Below are 18262 nucleotides of genomic sequence, written 5' to 3'. Positions count from 1 at the left end.
TTTATTACTTTGTACCGACCTAAATTAGGTTAATACGAGCTGAAGACATTGTTGCCTCAAAGTGAGACTTACAGTGCTGCAAGTGCCGCTTCGTAGTTTGGCTCTTCAGTGATCTCTGCAACCAACTCGCTGTGTGTCACCACACCTTTTTCATCAACAACGACAACGGCACGTGTTGTTAGGCCTGATAGTGGGCCTTCAGCGATCGCTACGCCGTAGTCTGATGCGAATGTAGGAGAACGGAAAGTTGAAGCGTGTTGAACGCCTTCAATGCCTTCTAGTTCACAGAAGCGGCCCGCAGCAAACGGTAGGTCAGCAGAAATACAAACAACAACCGTGTTCTCAAGTTCTGCTGCTTTTGCGTTGAACGTACGTACGCTCGTTGCACAAGTTGCTGTGTCGATACTTGGGAAGATGTTTAGAACCACTTTCTTGCCTTCAAGAGAAGCAAGAGTCAGTTCAGAAAGGTCGCCTGCAGTCAGTGCAAAGCTTGGTGCTTGTTCGCCAGTTTGTGGGAATGTGCCTGTTAGTGGTACAGCAGCGCCTTTGAAGGTAACGTGTGACATGAATTTGTCCTTAGTTTAATTATGGTTATGAAACTAGTTGAGCCTAGTAAGACTTACGTTACTCGGAAGTGGTTAAGAAGTGAATGCTTTAAATGTCAGAATTGTAATTAAAGGTCTTTGATTTATTTGTTTGAGAGAGGAATAAGTGAAACGACAGATAAAGAAAAACCCCGAGAGCTTGCGCTCATCGGGGTCTATAGTCTTACTCGCAGCAATCCGGCTACTAAGTGTGCTCCATGCATCAAATCCATGATAGTGTGCTGTTATCCTTCAGCGTATTCCTTTCGTCGCCTTCCTAGCGGTGTCCTTGATCTTATCCTGATCTGCCAACAATCCTCGTTAGCGCGCGTCACTTGTTCCTTGAGCGGTGTCCTTTACATCATCCTGATGTTCAGTCCTTTCCTCGTCCAGAGGTGTCCATTGTCTTTCCTTAGTAGCAACCATCCTAGTTACTATTGCGTCCATTCAATGTCCATTTCGCTATCCATGCCGATTATTCATCCTGAGTAATCGAATCTTCATCCTGAAGATAACCAAGTCCTTGGCGTTTCCTGTTCCGTGTCAGCATCCTTCCGACACCATTCATATTACCGATTCCTTATTTATCAGCAATGGTGCATAAGCTAATTTCTATATAATTATTTGAATGATAAATGTACGTATTGTTTAATTTCAATCGGTTACGGTTTGTGGGTGACTAATTTCGTCATCAAATATCGATATTTACTCACTGCCTTGTGAGAGATCTCGCACAAGGCTGCGAGTAAAAAGGGAGGATTATTCCCTATTGGCCAATAGCTGCACCTTCACGGCGAGGGTCTGCAGCACCTTCTAGACCATCTTTTGTGATGCGAATAGCGTGTAAACCCGAGTTAAGATCGCGAACGTTGACCTCAAATCCCATCTTTTCTAGCTCAGGTTTGAAGTTTTCCGCTGATGTTCCTTTTTCCAAATCTAAGGTACCGAAGCGATTTAGGAAGTGTGGTTGGTTGATCGCTTGTTGGATATCCATGTCCCATTGGGTGTGAGCAATGATCGCTTGTGCCACATAACCGATGATACGGCTGCCTCCCGGAGAGCCAATTGCCATGTAAGGTTTATCGTCTTGCATGATGATGGTCGGTGCCATTGAAGAACGTGGGCGCTTACCCGGTTCAAGTCGGTTCGCGATAGGTTTGCCATCGTTATGAGTCTTGAATGAGAAGTCGGTTAGTTCGTTATTGAGTAGGAAACCTCTAACCATCAAACGTGAGCCAAAGGCATTCTCAATAGTGGTAGTCATCGATACGACATTGCCATCACTATCGACAATGTTGAAGTGGCTGGTGGACGGCAACTCAATAGAAACATCTTGGCTTCTCTGCATCGCATGATCCCACGGTGGGGTGCCTGAAGGTGCGCTGTCTAATGCCTTACCTGCGGTAATTAACTGAGCACGCTCCTGCAAATAGTCAGTATTCACTAACCCTTGGGTTGGCATAGGCACATAATCTTGGTCTGCCATGTACATACCACGGTCTGCAAAGGCTAAGCGAGAAGCGTCTGCTAACACTTGCCAAGATTTCGCGTCGTTTGGTCCCCATGATTTGAGGTCAAACTGCTCGGTCATCGCTAAAATCTGCCCAACCGTTAATGCACCTGAACTTGGTGGACCCATTCCGCACACTTGGTAGCTTTCATAAGCAGAACAAACCGGCTCGCGCTGCTTGATCGAATAAGCGTCGAAGTCTTTCTGTGCTAATACGCCCGGGTTACCTTTCGCTGTTTGTACTGTGTTAATGATGTCGGCAGAGATCTCACCCTGATAGAAGGCCTTAGCGCCGTTCTTCGAAATAGCGTTTAACGTTGCCGCGTATTCAGGGTTCTTAAGTTGCGTGCCAGCGGCTTTCGGGCTGCCATCAGCATTGAAGAAGTAGGCTTTGGTAGTGGCAAAGCGGCTTAGTCTCTCTTGGTCATTCTCAATCAAGGTGGCTAAACGTGGGCTGATGGTGAAACCTTCTTCAGCCAGCTGAGCGATAGGTTTAATCAGTGATGCCCATTCGAGCTTGCCGTATTTCTGGTGAGTGTCCCACAGTAATTGCACCGTGCCTGGCGTGGCAACAGAACGACCGCCAACAACGGCATCATAGAATTTAAGCGGTTGGCCGTTTTCGTCTTGGAATAGACGTGGTGTGGCATCAAGTGGCGCAGTTTCACGGCCATCGTAGGTCTTGAGCTGTTTGTCTTTGCCATCAAAATAGACAAGGAACGCGCCGCCACCAATACCTGATGACTGAGGTTCCACTAAGCCAAGCATAAGCTGCACGGCAACCATGGCGTCAATTGCGTTACCACCACGGGCAAGTACATCAGCACCGGCTTGTGTTGCAAGAGGGTTGGCTGCGGTGACCATCCAATCGTTGGCTTTAACGAGTTGTTTGGTTTCTAAACCACTACTTTGTTCGGGTGCGACGGAATCGGCAGCTTGATTTGCCCAACTGACGTGAGAGGCAAAAAGTAGGGTAGAAGTGGCGAGGGTTGTTAGTTTTGTTTTCCACTGCATGATCTTCTCCTTTTAATATGCAGAGCTAGATTGGCAGCGGAAAGATTAGATAGCCAGTGCGTTGTTAACGAATTGTAATCTTGATTCGAATTTAAGCGATTAAACCGGACAGCGACTGCCAAAGAATACTCGCGCCAATCAGGCTGAATACCACGCCACATAAGCCATCGATGTATACCGTTGCTTCGCTAAGTTTCTTCTGTAGAGCCTTAGTCGAAAGCATCCACGCCAGTAGTGAAAACCAAAACAGAGACAGACCAAACAAGATAATAAGCGCAAAGCCTTTACCTGATAGAGACATGTCGGCAGGCACTAAGCTCGACATCAAGCTAATAAAGAACACCAAAGCTTTTGGGTTGAGAATATTGGTCGCAAACCCTTTCGAAAATGCCTGACGCTTGTTGGTCAGAATCAGATCTTTGGCATTGACGGTATCGTCGTCATCGTCGTGGTTCTGAATGATTTGCCAGGTTGCTTTAAGTGCACCGTAGCCTAAGTACAGCAAGTAGCTACCGCCAGCCAACTGGATAATGGCAAATAGGGTTGGTTGCTGGTGGACTAGGTAACTGATTCCCGTCAGGCTGAGCAACGAATGCAGTAAGATCCCGCAAGATAAACCAAGCGCAATGTACAAGCCTGTTTGTCTGCCGTGGCGTGTCGCATTTTGCACGACTAACGCAAAGTCAGGGCCGGGGCTCATCAAAGCGATGAAATGGATAGAGGCGAGGGTGATCAGTATGGTGACTTCGTTCATGTCAGTTCTCAATAACGTTGCCGCTATTATTAAATAAGTAATCGTATTGAGCGTAGCTTACCGCGATTTGAAATCGAGCAATTGTAAATTATCAACACTTAGTTGATTTGTGAGGGTGGTACGCCGAATGTGGTTTTGAATGCCTTGGAGAAGTGTGCTTGATCATAGAAGCCTACTTGGTGCGCGACTTTAGTACCACAGATCCCAGATTTAATCAGGCGCATGCTCTGTTCCATACGTAAACGGCTCAGCCACGCGTAAGGGGTGATGCCCATTCTGTTCTTAAAGTGGCGTTGGAATTGAGTTGTGGTTAAGCCGCACAGCTCAGACAGTTGTTCTAATCGCACTGGCTGGTCCAAATTCGCCATCAAATAGTCTTTGAGTGTATTAATCGATTGATTACCCAGTTTGATGTCACTCTTCGATCCAAATTTTGCATACCGATCGACAATCGTTGAGAACCCTTCGAATGGTAAGCAATCTTGAGCGAGTTGGCTGATGCTTTGATTGATTAACAGGCCGTGTAAGTTGCGTAATTGTAAAAATGCAGCTTGATCGGAGAGGATCAGCTCAGAAAAGCCTAATGTGTGACCATTTTGCTTAGGATCGGCAAGATCTTGAAACCATTCGGGAGAAACTGCAAACACACTGACTTGATAACCTGAATCGAGTTTGGAGTGCCCATCATGCAGCTCATCAGGTGGCATGATAACAACTTGGCCTGCACCGACATGGTGGCTCGCCCCTTTGTAGGCGAACTTTTGCTGCCCTTGGGTAATTAAGCCGATGTGAAAGTCCAAATGATAGTGGCGTTGAAAGGCAAACTCTTGGTATTGAGCTTGGATCAGGCTGATATCTTCTGTTGGGGTAGAGTAGTAGTGGACTTTCTCCATGGTACAAAAAAGCTTGGTCAAATAGTCATCAATTCAACCAAGCTTATCTGCGTATTAAGGGATTGTCTTGTAAAAAACGATCAATATCACTGTTTCGCGCGTTTGTTCTTCTTGTTGTTACGCAGGCCATCAAAGCTGAAAATAACCAGTGCTCCCCATATGAAAGCAAAGGTGATCGCTTTATCTGAGGTAAAGGCTTCGCCGTAGATCAGAACCGCCAGTAAGAACATCAAGCTTGGACCGATGTACTGGAAGAAACCGAGTGTTGATAGCTTCAAGCGAGTTGCAGCGCCAGTAAAACACAGCAATGGAACCGTGGTGATCACACCGGCAGCAACCAGTAATAGGTTGAGTTGCATCGGGTTCATCGATAAGTTTGAGGTCGGGCTATCGGCAATAAACAGTAAGTAGGTTGCGGCGAGAGGCAGCATCACCAGAGTTTCAATGAACAGACCCGTTTGTGCTTCTAAGCTGACTTTCTTACGCAGCAAGCCATAAAAGCCAAAGCTAAAGGCTAGGGCAATGGCGACGATCGGTACTGAGCCGAAGGCAATTAATTGGATTAATACGCCAATCGCAGCAAGAGCCACAGCAAACCATTGCAGCTTACGTAAGCGTTCGCCGAGGAAGAGCATCCCAAGTAACACGTTAATCAGAGGGTTGATGTAATACCCCAAACTGGCATCGAGCATGTGATTGGAATTCACCGCCCAGATAAAGATCAGCCAGTTAGCACCCACCAAAATAGACGTCGCTACCAAATAGAGCATTTTTGGTTTTGAGGTCAAGGTGTCGCGGACTTTACGCCAGCTGCGGCCAATGTGCAGTAAGAAAGCGAGTAGGAAAAAAGACCATACTACACGGTGGCTGAGGATCTCTAACGGGGAAACGTCACTTAAAGATTTGAAATATATAGGGGCGATACCCCACATTGTGTAAGCGCCGACGGCAAGCAAAACTCCTTGGCGCGTACGTTGTTGTTCTTCCTGTGTCATGCATCTTTCTCTAGCACTGAGTGCTTATTAATAAGATTTATAAGAGAGTTGGTCAGTATAGGAGCGATAACCCTTTTCACCTAACAATTTGCGGTTTAATTCGCCAGCGTTCCCCTCTACAATGTGCGACTTGCTTGCCGAAGATGCTTGCTGATTTCATACCTCGATTAGGAACCACAATGACCGCCACTCTGATTGCTGAGCAAATACCAACTCCCGCGAATGATGCGCAAACCATCTTGCAAGATGTGTTCGGCTATCAAAGCTTTCGCGATGGTCAGCAAGAGGTCATTGATTTGGCCGTTGAAGGCAAAGACAGCTTGGTGATTATGCCAACCGGTGGTGGTAAATCTCTGTGTTACCAAATTCCGGCTTTGGTTCGTGAAGGGCTGACTCTGGTTATCTCACCGCTGATCTCGTTGATGAAAGACCAAGTCGACCAATTGAAGGCCAATGGTGTTGCCGCTGAGTGTATTAACTCTTCAATGCCACGTGACCAATTGCTGAATGTGTTCAATCGTATGAACTCAGGTCAGCTGAAAATGGTGTATGTGTCACCAGAGCGTGTGTTGATGCGTGATTTTATCGAGCGTCTTCAAGGTTTACCGCTTTCGATGATTGCAGTCGATGAAGCGCACTGTATCTCTCAATGGGGTCACGACTTCCGCCCTGAATACGCATCATTAGGTCAGCTTAAACAGTATTTCCCGCATGTGCCTTACATGGCGCTCACAGCAACCGCTGATGATGCGACGCGCAAAGATATTATCTCGCGCTTACAGCTCCTGGACCCGCATACTTACTTAGGCAGCTTTGATCGCCCTAATATTCGCTACAACTTGGTTGAGAAGCACAAACCCGTGTCACAGGTGGTTCGCTACCTAGAAACACAAAAGGGCAATTGCGGCATCATCTACTGTGGTAGCCGTAAGAAAGTGGAGATGGTGACCGAGAAGCTGTGCAATAACGGTATTCGCGCCGCGGGTTATCACGCTGGTATGGACACCGATGAGCGTGCTTACGTTCAAGAAGCCTTTCAACGCGATGATATTCAGATCGTGGTCGCGACAGTGGCTTTCGGTATGGGCATCAACAAACCCAACGTACGTTTCGTGGTGCACTTTGATATCCCACGTAATATCGAGTCTTACTATCAAGAGACAGGCCGTGCAGGTCGTGATGGTTTGCCTGCTGAAGCGATGATGTTGTTTGACCCGGCTGATATGGGTTGGCTGCGTCGTATGCTAGATGAGAAAGAAGAAGGCCCACAGAAACAAGTTGAGATGCACAAGCTGAATGCGATGAGTGCCTTTGCTGAAGCGCAAACGTGTCGTCGTCAGGTTCTGCTTAACTATTTTGGCGAATATCGCGAGAAGCAATGTGGCAACTGTGATATCTGCTTAGATCCACCAAAACACTTTGACGCGACCCAAGAAGCACAGAAGGCGTTGTCTTGTGTGTACCGTGTGAATCAGTCATTTGGTATGGGCTACGTGGTCGAAGTAATGCGAGGCATGCAGAACATCCGTGTCCGCGATAATGGTCACGATAAGCTATCTACCTACGGTATTGGCCGCGATCACAGTCATGATTACTGGATCAGTATCTTCCGTCAGCTGATTCATAAAGGCTTGCTGTTCCAGAACATCACTCGTAACTCAACTTTACAGCTAACAGAAGAAGCCCGCCCGCTGCTGCGCGGTGAGATGTCTTTGGAATTGGCTGTTCCTCGTTTAGATACAGCGGTGCGTAATGCTAAGTCCGATAAGTTAAGCAGCAAGAATTACGATAAGAAGCTGTTTGCGAAACTGCGTAAGCTGCGTAAGTCGATTGCTGATGAAGATGGCTTGCCACCATATGTGGTATTCAGTGACGCGACCTTGATTGATATGGCTGAAATACTACCTACTTCATACGGAGAAATGCTGGCAGTCAACGGTGTCGGTCAACGTAAACTCGATAAGTACGCAGACCCATTCCTAGATCTGATTCAAGAACACATCACCACACACGGCTAGTTTGCGAGAAACGTCTAACTAATAGAAAAAGAATAAGGTTGATAGGGACATGACAACACAAACAGAATTTGGCTTAAGAGAGTATTTAGCTGAGGAAGGGCGTTTATTGATTACGTCTCCAAGTTTTGATTTTGATTCTTATGAAGTGCTAGGTGAAAAGCTGGTGGCGTTGTTGTCAGCGTCAGTTGTTGAAAAGCAATGGGACGCCGATATGCATTCTTGGTTGATTGATTTTGAAGATTGCCGAATGTTCTTAAAGTCCGAACATTACAGTGAATCAATTTGGTTTGAGTCGTTAAACGCTGAAGAAAGCCGAGAAGAGTTTGATTATCTCGCGACGCTTTTCAAGCGCGGTTTTTAACTTTTGGCATCTCTTCTAAAACACAGCTTCTAGAGCTATTCACCAATAAAAGTGAGAATAAACGTTTGCGTTTGTTCTCACCGTTGCAGCCAATATTGATTAATGTATAATCGCCCGCCGCTCAGCAGAGCAATTTTTAGATACATTTTTTAATTCACATTATTGGTAAGAGCTTTCTTGGATTATTCGAAGAAATGACTCGATTTGGGTTCCCTCACCCCCAAACCAAACTAAAAAGGTACAGCATGAGTAACTTTACCCCTGCGCAACAGCGCAAAGCCTTAGCACTATTAGTTTTGTTCCATTTGGTGATTATTGCGTCAAGCAACTATCTGGTTCAGCTACCTTTTACCGTCTTCGGTATGCACACCACTTGGGGTGCTTTCACTTTCCCGTTTATCTTCCTAGCGACCGATCTGACCGTACGCATTTTTGGCGCGCAGCTTGCCCGTAAAATCATTTTCTTAGTGATGCTACCAGCTCTGGCCGTTTCTTATTTCTTGTCAGTGGTGTTCTTTGAAGGTTCATTCCAAGGCTTTAGCCAACTAGGTGAGTTCAACTTGTTTGTTGCACGTATCGCCGCGGCGAGCTTCATGGCTTATTTACTGGGTCAGATCTTGGATGTACATGTTTTTAACCGCCTACGTCAGCTTAAACAGTGGTGGGTAGCCCCAACATGCTCAACGTTATTCGGTAATGCCATTGATACCATCGCATTCTTTGCGATTGCTTTCTACCAAAGCCCAGATCCATTTATGGCCGAGCATTGGACTGAGATTGCCTTAGTCGATTACGGATTCAAACTTATCATCAGCTTAGGCTTGTTCGTGCCTATGTACGGCGTGCTTCTTAACTACATTGTTAGAAAGCTAACCGCAGTGAACCCTGACTTTAAAGCGACAGGCGTGAACGCTTAAGTTTGAGATTTGTAACACAAAGCATTAATGCAGCGATAAGAAAAAGCCCAAGTTAGTCTACTAACTTGGGCTTTTTTTAATTTCTAGCGTCAGATACTAATATCAGAGGCATTTAATATTCAATGGCCAGCCAATATCGGTTTGTCTATTCGACTCGATCTCTAGCTCTGCAGCGGTCAGCGGATTGTCAGCTAACCATTGCTTAGAAATCGTTAGGGTTAGATTGTTGTCATTCGTCGTCAGTTTGAACTCAGGCTCTAGCGCTGGGTTACGACGGTGGGTCAGCAAAATAGCTAAACGCAGAATACGTAAAATACGCTTGCTACTGGTTCCTGAGATAGCGTGTTGCTCTGGTAATGAGGTTAACTGTTCACGGTAGCGACGAGTTAACTCACCCAAGTAGTGCTTTTGCGCTCGAGTAAAGCCAGGTAGGTCTAAGTTCTGCAGCAGATAAGCGCTGTGCTCACCGCCTTTTTTGAAATCGATGGTTAAACCAATCTCGTGAAGCTTCGCTGCCGTTTGCAATAGCACACCAGCTTGAGGTTCTGAAACCCACGCTTCGGCGCCCGCTTGGTCTAGCAGCGTTTGTGCGACTACTGCTACTTGTTCACCGTAGCTTACGTCCATTTGGTAGCGTGATTGAACACTCTTAATGGTACGCGCTCGGATATCTTCTTGGCGTAGCTCATCAACCATCTCGTAGGCTAGGCCTTCACGGAGTGCGCCGCCTGCGAGTGTCATTGAATCTATTTCAAGCAGCTCAAAAATAGCAATAAGAATAGAAAGGCCACTCGGGAACACTAATGCGCGTTCAAGGGTAAGTCCTTCGATTTCTAGCTCTTCCAAGCGCTCAGTAATCATCGCTTGTTTCTGTAGACGCTTAAGTTTGGCATGAGTAATCACTTCATCCATGCCTTGCGCCAACATGATCTCTTGCAGTGCTTGAACGGTACCGCTGGCGCCCACACACACATCCCATCCGATATCAGTGTAGCTATCTAGGATAGGAGCCAACGTCGACTTCGCCGCTTCAATGGCGTTGTTAAAGTTGGTAGCGGTTAATTGGCGGTTTTTAAAGTGGCGCTCAAGCCAAGTAACACAGCCCATCTTTAGGCTGGTTAGGGCTTTCGCTGAGAAGCCTTCACCAATGATCATCTCGGTGCTTGCGCCACCAATATCAACAACCAGTCGGCGGCCGCTGCCACCAGAAGTGTGTGCTACGCCTTTATAGATAGTCGCAGCTTCTTCTTCTCCGGAGATAACATTGATGTCGTAACCAAGGATCTGGTTCGCTTTCTCTAGAAATATATCCACATTGATAGCAGTACGTAGGGTCGCTGTACCGACAATGCGGATATTTTCTTTCGGAATATCTTGCAGTCGCTCTGCAAAGAGACTCAAACAGTCCCAACCGCGCTGCATGGCTTCTGTACTAAGCGCATTATTTTCATCTAAGCCTGCAGCTAAACGCACTTTGCGCTTAATTTTAGCCATGGTTTGTACGCTGCCATCGATATGACGCACAACGAGCATATGAAAACTGTTCGACCCGAGGTCGATTGCAGCGTAAAGCGGGGGTGACACTGTTTGACTCATAAGCGACTAAGCTTCCTTGTTATGACGCGGTTGGCGTGGGCGACGGTTCTGGTTTGGTTTACGGTTCCCGTTGCGTGGGCCATTGTTGTTTGAGCGGCGTTGTTGCGGGTTACGTGTACGTAAGCGCAATGGTGCTGGTAGATCTTCTAGCAGTGCAGAAGCATCGTAGTCAGACACAGGGATCGCGTGCTCAATGTATTCTTCGATTGGTGGCAAGTTGATTGCGTAATCTTCACAAGCAAAGCTGATCGAGTGACCACTTGCACCAGCACGACCTGTACGGCCGATACGGTGAACGTAATCTTCACAGTCATCAGGTAGGTCGAAGTTGAATACGTGTGTTACTTGAGGAATGTGTAGACCACGTGCTGCAACGTCGGTTGCGACAAGCAGGTCAACATCACCTTTAGTGAATTGCTCAAGAATCTTTTCACGTTTCTTCTGAGGAACATCGCCAGTTAGCAGGCCAACACGGTGACCATCTGCAGCTAGGTGACCCCAAACAGACTCACATTTGTGCTTAGTGTTAGCGAAGATGATAGCGCGCTCTGGCCACTCTTCTTCAACTAGAGTCTGCAGCAGTGCCATTTTGTGTTCGTTTGATGGGTAGAACAGCTCTTCCTGAATGCGGTGACCTGTTTTACGCTCTGGCTCAACAACAACATGCTCTGGGTTGTGCATGTGTTCGAACGCTAGCTCTTGTACGCGGTAAGACAATGTCGCAGAGAACAGCATGTTCAGGCGATCTTTTGGCTCAGGCATACGGCGGAACAAGAAGCGGATGTCTTTGATGAAACCAAGATCGAACATGCGATCAGCTTCGTCAAGAACAACAGCTTGAATGTGGTTAAGGTTAAATACCTTCTGCTTGTAGAAATCGATGATGCGGCCAGTCGTACCAATTAAGATATCTGCGCCTTCTTCGATTTTACCTAGTTGCTTGTCGTAGCTTTCGCCACCGTAAGCAAGTGCTGCCTTGATACCTGTGCTTTCAACCAGAGAGTCAGCATCGTTGTAGATCTGAATCGCGAGTTCACGCGTTGGTGCCATAATAATCGCACGTGGCTGGTTAGGCTTACGCCCTTCATGCTCAGATGTTTTTAGCAGGTGGTTAAAAGTAGCAGTAAGAAACGCAAGCGTTTTACCAGTACCCGTTTGGGCCTGGCCTGCAATGTCTTGGCCGGTGAGCAGTACCGGGAGCGCCAAGGCTTGGATAGGGGTACAATAATCGAACCCTTTTTTCTCCAATCCTTCAATGACTTGCGGAAGTAAATCCAAGTCGGCGAACTTTTGCTCTGTGATATGCGTCTTTTTCATTGCTATAGAATATCAGCTTAAGCTTGCAATACGAAAGTAAATACATTCCAATAGGGCATCTATTTACTGGTTATCATCCAACCAGTTCTAAAAAATACATTGGAGTGGAAGATGAGTGATAAGATTTTGCAGCTAACTGATGACGGTTTTGATAACGATGTAATCAATGCTGCAGGCCCTGTTCTTGTTGATTTTTGGGCAGAATGGTGTGGTCCATGTAAAATGATTGCGCCGATTCTTGATGAAATCGCAGACGAGTATGAAGGCAAGCTCACAATCGGTAAATTAAATATCGACCAAAATGCTGGTACTCCACCAAAGTTTGGTATTCGCGGTATTCCAACGCTACTTCTTTTCAAAGATGGCGGCGTAGCAGCGACTAAAGTTGGTGCATTATCTAAAACTCAACTTAAAGAGTTCTTAGACGCTAACCTTTAATCAGGTCAGCATTTGAAAAGAAACCGTGCAGTTAACAAATGCGCGGTTTTGTTTTTTCTAAGCTATGGACTAGTCTTAGTTTTAGTGCTAATTTATCGCACGTTAATTGAACGAATTTCTCTTCTTGGTCGATCCTGTGACCAAATCCTTCTTAACTTAAGAAAACAGATCCTATTTTGACTAAACAAACTTCCACCACTATGAATCTTACTGAACTGAAGAACAGACCTGTGTCTGAGCTTGTTAAACTTAGCGAAAGCTTAGGTCTTGAAAATCAAGCTCGCCTAAGAAAACAAGACATTATCTTCTCCATCCTTAAAGCGCATGCAAAAAGTGGTGAAGACATCTTTGGTGATGGTGTTCTAGAAATTCTTCAAGACGGTTTTGGTTTCCTACGTAGCGCCGACAGTTCATACCTGGCTGGCCCAGATGATATCTACGTATCACCAAGCCAAATTCGTCGTTTTAACCTACGTACAGGTGACTCTATTGGCGGTAAAATCCGTCCACCTAAAGACGGTGAGCGTTACTTTGCACTGCTTAAAGTAAACACGGTTAACTACGACAAGCCAGACAACGCACGTAACAAGATTCTTTTCGAAAACCTTACTCCTCTTCACGCTAACGAACGTATGGTGATGGAAGCGGGTAATGGTGCGACTGAAGATATTACGGCTCGTATTCTTGACCTTGCATCTCCAATTGGTAAAGGTCAGCGTGGTCTGATTGTTGCTCCGCCTAAAGCGGGTAAGACAATGCTTCTGCAAAACATTGCTCAAAGCATTGCACGTAACCATCCTGAGTGTGAACTAATGGTTCTACTTATCGATGAGCGTCCAGAAGAAGTAACAGAAATGCAGCGTCTAGTTAAAGGCGAAGTAGTTGCTTCAACATTCGATGAGCCAGCATCTCGCCACGTACAAGTTGCAGAAATGGTTATCGAGAAAGCGAAGCGCCTTGTTGAACACAAGAAAGATGTAGTTATCCTACTGGATTCTATTACTCGTCTAGCTCGTGCTTACAACACTGTGATTCCTTCATCAGGTAAAGTTCTTACTGGTGGTGTTGATGCGAATGCTCTACATCGTCCAAAGCGTTTCTTCGGTGCGGCACGTAACGTAGAAGAAGGCGGTAGCTTAACGATCATCGCAACAGCACTGGTTGATACTGGTTCTAAGATGGATGAAGTTATCTACGAAGAATTCAAAGGTACAGGTAACATGGAACTGCACCTTAACCGTAAGATTGCTGAAAAACGCGTATTCCCAGCGATTGATTTCAACCGCTCTGGTACTCGTCGTGAAGAGCTTCTTACCAAGAACGATGAACTACAGAAGATGTGGATCCTGCGTAAGATTGTTCACCCAATGGGCGAAATCGACGCAATGGAATTCCTTATCGACAAGCTAGCAATGACGAAAACGAACGATGAGTTCTTTGACGCAATGCGTCGTCAGTAATATTGATTAGCTGATCGTATTTAATAAGCGCTGCCCTCGGGTGGCGCTTTTTATTTGCATTTTGTAGCGCCAGCTTGCAGAATGAGCAAAAGTGTTACAAGGACGTTAAAATGCAACATGGACTGTTGTCATCATTACTCCTGTCTACTTCACTGTTATTTTCACCGGTTGGTATGAGCTATGCCACCGAGATGTCTCCACTTACAGTAGAGTCTTGGCTTGAGAATGATCAAGTAAAACTGAAAACTGCTGAACTACTAGAGCTTGTCGTACGTGACGAAGTCAATTCGCTACGCTTTGCGCTTGAGCGCCTGACATTTCCCCAGCAAGAGGTGGCTCGTTACCAACTCTTGAAGAAGCTTGAACAGCAAAAAATCGTACTCACACCCAAGATGTCTATCTTCATCGAGCAGCAACTTGCTATCACGCCCACTTATCAAGTCTTAGAACGTGGCGATGGCTATGAGTTTACGGTACCTGCCTTTAATTACCCTTCAATTGCTAATCGCCTTATTAAACAATGGCGTCAAGATCAGAAGACATTGGTATTTGTGCTAGATGCAGAGAAACAGGAACTCGACCTAAAAGAGTGGTTATCTGGATCTGAACATCAAGTTCAAACGCGAGAAGCGTTGCTCATTAGAGAGCTAGACAGTTTGTCTCCTGAAGCGGTTGATTACCTAACTAAGCAACTCACCGCATCTTCTATTGTTAGTTGGTTACCTTCTACTGAGGTGGTGGTTCGATTAGCGCAAGTGAGCGAAGACCCAGAGGTTTACAAAATTCTATGGCGAATGAAGGCCGATTATCATAGCCAGGCTGAGCTAGTTCGCCTTGCTGAAACCAAACAAACGTTCGCGCTTGAACAGGTGATGGCAGCGACTAAGAACCCGCGTTTGAAAGATGAAGCGATTACTTTGCTTACCAAGGTTAACCCGCTATCAGAAGAGGTGAAGGAGTTTCTTGTCTCTAGGATGGCGATTGCCGATGAAGCGCCATTAGTCGCCCGTGAATTAGCCAAACAAGGTCATACGCGATGGTTGCAAGATCTTGTGAATGATAACCCTCAGGTGAAGAGCTCTTTGATCGAGCAAGCATTACCGTAAAGTGGATTTTGCCTCTCAATAACCACACTAAAAAGGGGGATCTCAGCGTCACCCTTTTTGATATACTGAGCGCAGAATAATCAGCATGTAGAAGTCCTATGAGTTTTAAAGATTTACGTGATTTTATCGACCATCTTGAAAGTATTGGTCAGTTGAAACGCATTTCTCACCCAGTCGATCCAGACTACGAAATGACCGAGATTAGCGACCGTACTCTACGTGCTGGTGGCCCGGCTCTTTTGTTTGAAAATCCAGTAGGCTATGACATGCCCGTTTTGACCAATCTATTTGGTACACCTAATCGGGTTGCTATTGGTATGGGACGTCAAGAAGTCAAAGAACTGCGTGAAGTGGGCAAGTTGCTTGCTTACCTAAAAGAACCTGAGCCACCAAAAGGCTTTAAAGACGCTCTTGATAAACTACCTGTGTTTAAGCAAGTCTTAAACATGCCAGCTAAACGCCTTCGCAAAGCGGCTTGCCAACAAGTGGTATGGCAAGGCGATGACGTCGACCTAGATAAAATCCCAGTGATGAGCTGTTGGGCTGATGATGTCGCGCCATTGCTAACATGGGGTTTAACGGTTACTCGTGGTCCAAACAAGAAACGCCAAAACTTAGGTATCTATCGTCAGCAGAAGATCGGCAAGAATAAAATCATCATGCGTTGGTTAGCCCACCGTGGTGGAGCATTGGATCTGCGTGATTGGATGGAAACTAACCCTGGGAAACCATTCCCAGTATCGGTAGCGTTTGGTGCTGATCCTGCCACCATTCTTGGTGCGGTTACGCCAGTGCCGGATAGTTTATCTGAGTACGCGTTTGCAGGCTTACTACGTGGTAGTAAAACTGAGGTCGTTAAATCAATCAGCAACGACTTAGAAGTTCCCGCAAGTGCAGAAATCGTGATGGAAGGTTACATCGACCCGAATGAATTCGCAGATGAAGGGCCTTACGGAGATCATACTGGTTACTACAACGAGAAAGAAAAGCACCATGTGTTTACTATTACTCATGTAACCATGCGCGAGAACCCTATCTATCACAGCACCTATACTGGCCGTCCACCTGATGAGCCAGCGGTATTGGGTGTTGCGCTAAATGAAGTGTTTGTGCCTATTCTTCAAAAGCAGTTCCCAGAGATTGAAGATTTCTATCTACCGCCTGAAGGTTGTTCGTACCGAATGGCAGTCGTGACCATGAAGAAGCAATACCCAGGTCACGCTAAGCGAGTGATGATGGGTGTATGGTCTTTCTTACGCCAATTCATGTACACCAAATTTGTATTGGTGTGTGATGAAGATGTGAATGCACGTGATTGGTCTCAAGTAACCGCAGCGATGTGCGAACATATGGATCCGTCACGCGATAGCCTGATGATAGAGAACACGCCGATCGATTCATTGGATTTTGCCTCACCCGTGGTTGGGTTAGGTTCTAAGATGGGTCTAGATATTACTAAGAAGTGGGACGCAGAGTTAGCGTTATCGCCAGATGTCCAAACAGCACCTGTAAATAGTGAACATATTGAGGGTAGCTTGGCTGAGTTAACCAAGGTTCATCCTGAAATTATTGATGTTCACCTGCAAAACGACAATGCCAGCATGGTTGTGGTGTCTATTGATAAGCAAGCTGCCGGTAATGGTAAGAAAATCATGGAAGCGGTTTGGTCTCAATTTGATGAGAACAAGTTTGTTATCGTGTGTGATGGCGATGTCAATGTGAGTGATTGGAATGACATCATTTGGGCTGTAACGACAAGAATGGATCCGGCGAGAGATACGTTATTCCTGCAGAACGAAACTGGACACTCAAAAATGGGTCTCGATGCGACCAATAAGTGGGAAGGTGAATGCCTGCGTGAGTGGGGTGTACCAATCACAAAAGATCCTGATGTTGTGAAAAAGATTGATAGCATCTGGGAACAGCTAGGAATTTCATGAGCTACCAAGTAGTCTTATACCCAGAAAACATCAGTTTCACAGTAGAAAAAGGGCAAACGGTCTTGGATGCTGCGCTCAACAGCGATATCTATTTCCCAAACCGTTGCCAAGTTGGCGCATGCGCAATGTGTATGTGCAAAAAATTAGAAGGGCAAGTGAGTTACCACCTTGAACCCATGCTCACAGAGAAAGAGCAGCAACAAGGCTGGATTTTTGCTTGCCAAGCATTTGCAGAAAGTAATTTAGTTCTAACCTTTGCCGATTAAGGGTTAGTAAGAGGAAGAACATGACTATTAAATGTAAAGTGAAGTCTATCGAGCCTTTGGCTTGTAATACTTACCAAATCCTACTTCACCCAGAAACACCGGTCGCTTTTAAAGCGGGCCAGTACCTGATGGTTGAAATGGGCGAGAAAGATAAGCGCCCATTCTCTATCGCAAGTAGCCCTTGCCGCCACGAAGGTGAGCTTGAGCTGCACATTGGTGCTGCCGAGCACAACGCTTACGCACTAGAAGTGGTTGAAGCGATGAAGAAGGCACAAGCTGAAGATGGCGATATTGCGATTGATGCTCCACACGGAGATGCTTGGATCAAAGAAGAAAGCGATCGCCCTCTATTACTTATTGCTGGTGGCACGGGTTTCAGCTACGTGCGCTCTATTCTTGATCACTGCATCGCGCAAAATAGCTCGAAAGAGATCTACCTATACTGGGGCGCAAAAGATGAGTGCCAGTTATATGCTAAAGAAGAGTTGGTTGGCATTGCAGAAAAGCATAGCAATGTGCACTTTGTACCGGTAGTAGAAGAAGCACCGGAAGTTTGGCATGGCCAAACAGGTAATGTGCTTGAGGCTGTTATGCAAAGTTTCGAATCATTAGCTGATTTCGATATCTATATTGCAGGTCGTTTTGAAATGGCGGGCGCTGCAAGAGACCTATTTACTCAGAATAAAGAAGCAAAGCGTGACCATATGTACGCTGATGCTTACGCATTTATCTAACAATACCCTTAGATTTTGAGCAAAAAGAGAGCAGAAATGCTCTCTTTTTTACGTTTAGGTGAACTATTAGGCAGTTAACCCCTATTTATTCATTTTTCATGAAAAAGTAGTTGCTAAGCTGAGAGGGTTCCCTATAATGCGACACCACTGAGACGGCAGACGCCACAAGGCTTCAGCAAGAATCAGTAAGACGGAAAGCGACAAAAAATTAATTTTCAAAAAGTGTTTGACACTGAATGTTAATTCGCTAGAATGGCCGTCCACTTCGAGAGGCTCCTTACTTAAAAGGAACGCTCAAGAAGTTAAGCTCTTTAACAATTTAAACCTATCAATCTGTGTGGGCACTCGTTGATGAATAT

16 protein-coding genes are annotated in these 18262 nt (G+C 45.8%); 9 read left to right on the top strand and 7 right to left on the bottom strand.

What is annotated here, in order from left to right; all coding sequences use genetic code 11:
• Window positions 1-68: 68 nt before the first annotated feature.
• From tpx to rarD, 5 genes are all read right to left on the bottom strand, one after another.
• The gene (tpx, locus tag AB6E51_RS21800) at window positions 69-566 is read right to left on the bottom strand and encodes a thiol peroxidase (protein WP_017062986.1); all 498 of its coding nucleotides are present in this window, start codon (window positions 564-566) and stop codon (window positions 69-71) included.
• A 784-nt stretch (window positions 567-1350) separates the two neighbouring features.
• Window positions 1351-3108 carry a gamma-glutamyltransferase gene (ggt, locus tag AB6E51_RS21795; RefSeq protein ID WP_372057553.1) on the bottom strand — a complete coding sequence of 586 codons (1758 nt, stop codon included), beginning with the start codon at window positions 3106-3108 and terminating at the stop codon, window positions 1351-1353.
• A gap of 91 nt (window positions 3109-3199) precedes the next feature.
• Window positions 3200-3862 carry a LysE family translocator gene (locus AB6E51_RS21790; RefSeq protein WP_017061328.1) on the bottom strand — a complete coding sequence of 221 codons (663 nt, stop codon included), beginning with the start codon at window positions 3860-3862 and terminating at the stop codon, window positions 3200-3202.
• 98 nt (window positions 3863-3960) lie between these two features.
• Entirely contained in the window at window positions 3961-4755 is a 795-nt protein-coding gene (locus AB6E51_RS21785) for an AraC family transcriptional regulator (protein WP_372057561.1), read from the bottom strand.
• Between the two features lie 86 nt (window positions 4756-4841).
• A complete protein-coding gene (rarD, locus tag AB6E51_RS21780; RefSeq protein WP_017061330.1) occupies window positions 4842-5750 on the bottom strand; it encodes an EamA family transporter RarD in 909 nt (302 codons plus the stop codon).
• Between the two features lie 179 nt (window positions 5751-5929).
• Between rarD and recQ the strand changes: the two genes are divergently transcribed.
• From recQ to AB6E51_RS21765, 3 genes are all read left to right on the top strand, one after another.
• Window positions 5930-7768 (top strand): ATP-dependent DNA helicase RecQ, encoded by a 1839-nt coding sequence (gene recQ, locus AB6E51_RS21775; RefSeq protein WP_017065746.1) that lies wholly within the window; start codon window positions 5930-5932, stop codon window positions 7766-7768.
• A 49-nt stretch (window positions 7769-7817) separates the two neighbouring features.
• Window positions 7818-8129, top strand: coding sequence for a DUF3630 family protein (locus AB6E51_RS21770; protein WP_017061332.1), 312 nt, complete (start codon window positions 7818-7820; stop codon window positions 8127-8129).
• 245 nt (window positions 8130-8374) lie between these two features.
• Entirely contained in the window at window positions 8375-9046 is a 672-nt protein-coding gene (locus tag AB6E51_RS21765) for a 7-cyano-7-deazaguanine/7-aminomethyl-7-deazaguanine transporter (protein ID WP_017061333.1), read from the top strand.
• A 102-nt stretch (window positions 9047-9148) separates the two neighbouring features.
• Here the strand turns inward: AB6E51_RS21765 and gppA are convergent, their stop codons facing one another.
• Entirely contained in the window at window positions 9149-10642 is a 1494-nt protein-coding gene (gene gppA, locus AB6E51_RS21760) for a guanosine-5'-triphosphate,3'-diphosphate diphosphatase (RefSeq protein WP_372057551.1), read from the bottom strand.
• Window positions 10643-10648: 6 nt separating this feature from the next.
• Entirely contained in the window at window positions 10649-11959 is a 1311-nt protein-coding gene (gene rhlB / locus AB6E51_RS21755) for an ATP-dependent RNA helicase RhlB (protein WP_017062979.1), read from the bottom strand.
• Between the two features lie 111 nt (window positions 11960-12070).
• Between rhlB and trxA the strand changes: the two genes are divergently transcribed.
• The 6 genes from trxA to fre all read left to right on the top strand — a co-directional run bounded on the left by trxA (window position 12071) and on the right by fre (window position 17903).
• Entirely contained in the window at window positions 12071-12397 is a 327-nt protein-coding gene (gene trxA / locus AB6E51_RS21750) for a thioredoxin TrxA (RefSeq protein WP_010440700.1), read from the top strand.
• A 200-nt stretch (window positions 12398-12597) separates the two neighbouring features.
• Window positions 12598-13857 carry a transcription termination factor Rho gene (gene rho / locus AB6E51_RS21745; RefSeq protein ID WP_017062978.1) on the top strand — a complete coding sequence of 420 codons (1260 nt, stop codon included), beginning with the start codon at window positions 12598-12600 and terminating at the stop codon, window positions 13855-13857.
• Between the two features lie 110 nt (window positions 13858-13967).
• Complete coding sequence (locus AB6E51_RS21740; protein ID WP_372057550.1) at window positions 13968-14963, top strand: hypothetical protein; 996 nt, start codon at window positions 13968-13970, stop codon at window positions 14961-14963.
• Window positions 14964-15061: 98 nt separating this feature from the next.
• Window positions 15062-16903: a 4-hydroxy-3-polyprenylbenzoate decarboxylase gene (gene ubiD, locus AB6E51_RS21735; RefSeq protein ID WP_017059250.1), complete on the top strand. Its 1842-nt coding sequence runs from the start codon at window positions 15062-15064 to the stop codon at window positions 16901-16903.
• A complete protein-coding gene (locus AB6E51_RS21730) occupies window positions 16900-17169 on the top strand; it encodes a 2Fe-2S iron-sulfur cluster-binding protein (protein WP_008224727.1) in 270 nt (89 codons plus the stop codon). The genes ubiD and AB6E51_RS21730 overlap by 4 nt, the downstream gene beginning before the upstream one ends.
• Before the next feature lie 20 nt (window positions 17170-17189).
• Entirely contained in the window at window positions 17190-17903 is a 714-nt protein-coding gene (gene fre, locus AB6E51_RS21725) for an NAD(P)H-flavin reductase (protein ID WP_017059251.1), read from the top strand.
• The last annotated feature ends 359 nt before the right edge of the window (window positions 17904-18262 follow it).

It is taken from the genome of Vibrio sp. 10N.247.311.47 (genome assembly GCF_041467535.1).
GTDB classification, from domain to species: domain Bacteria; phylum Pseudomonadota; class Gammaproteobacteria; order Enterobacterales; family Vibrionaceae; genus Vibrio; species Vibrio crassostreae_C.
The sequence above is the reverse complement of the archived record's forward strand: the minus strand, read 5'-3'. Positions and strand labels throughout refer to the sequence as shown.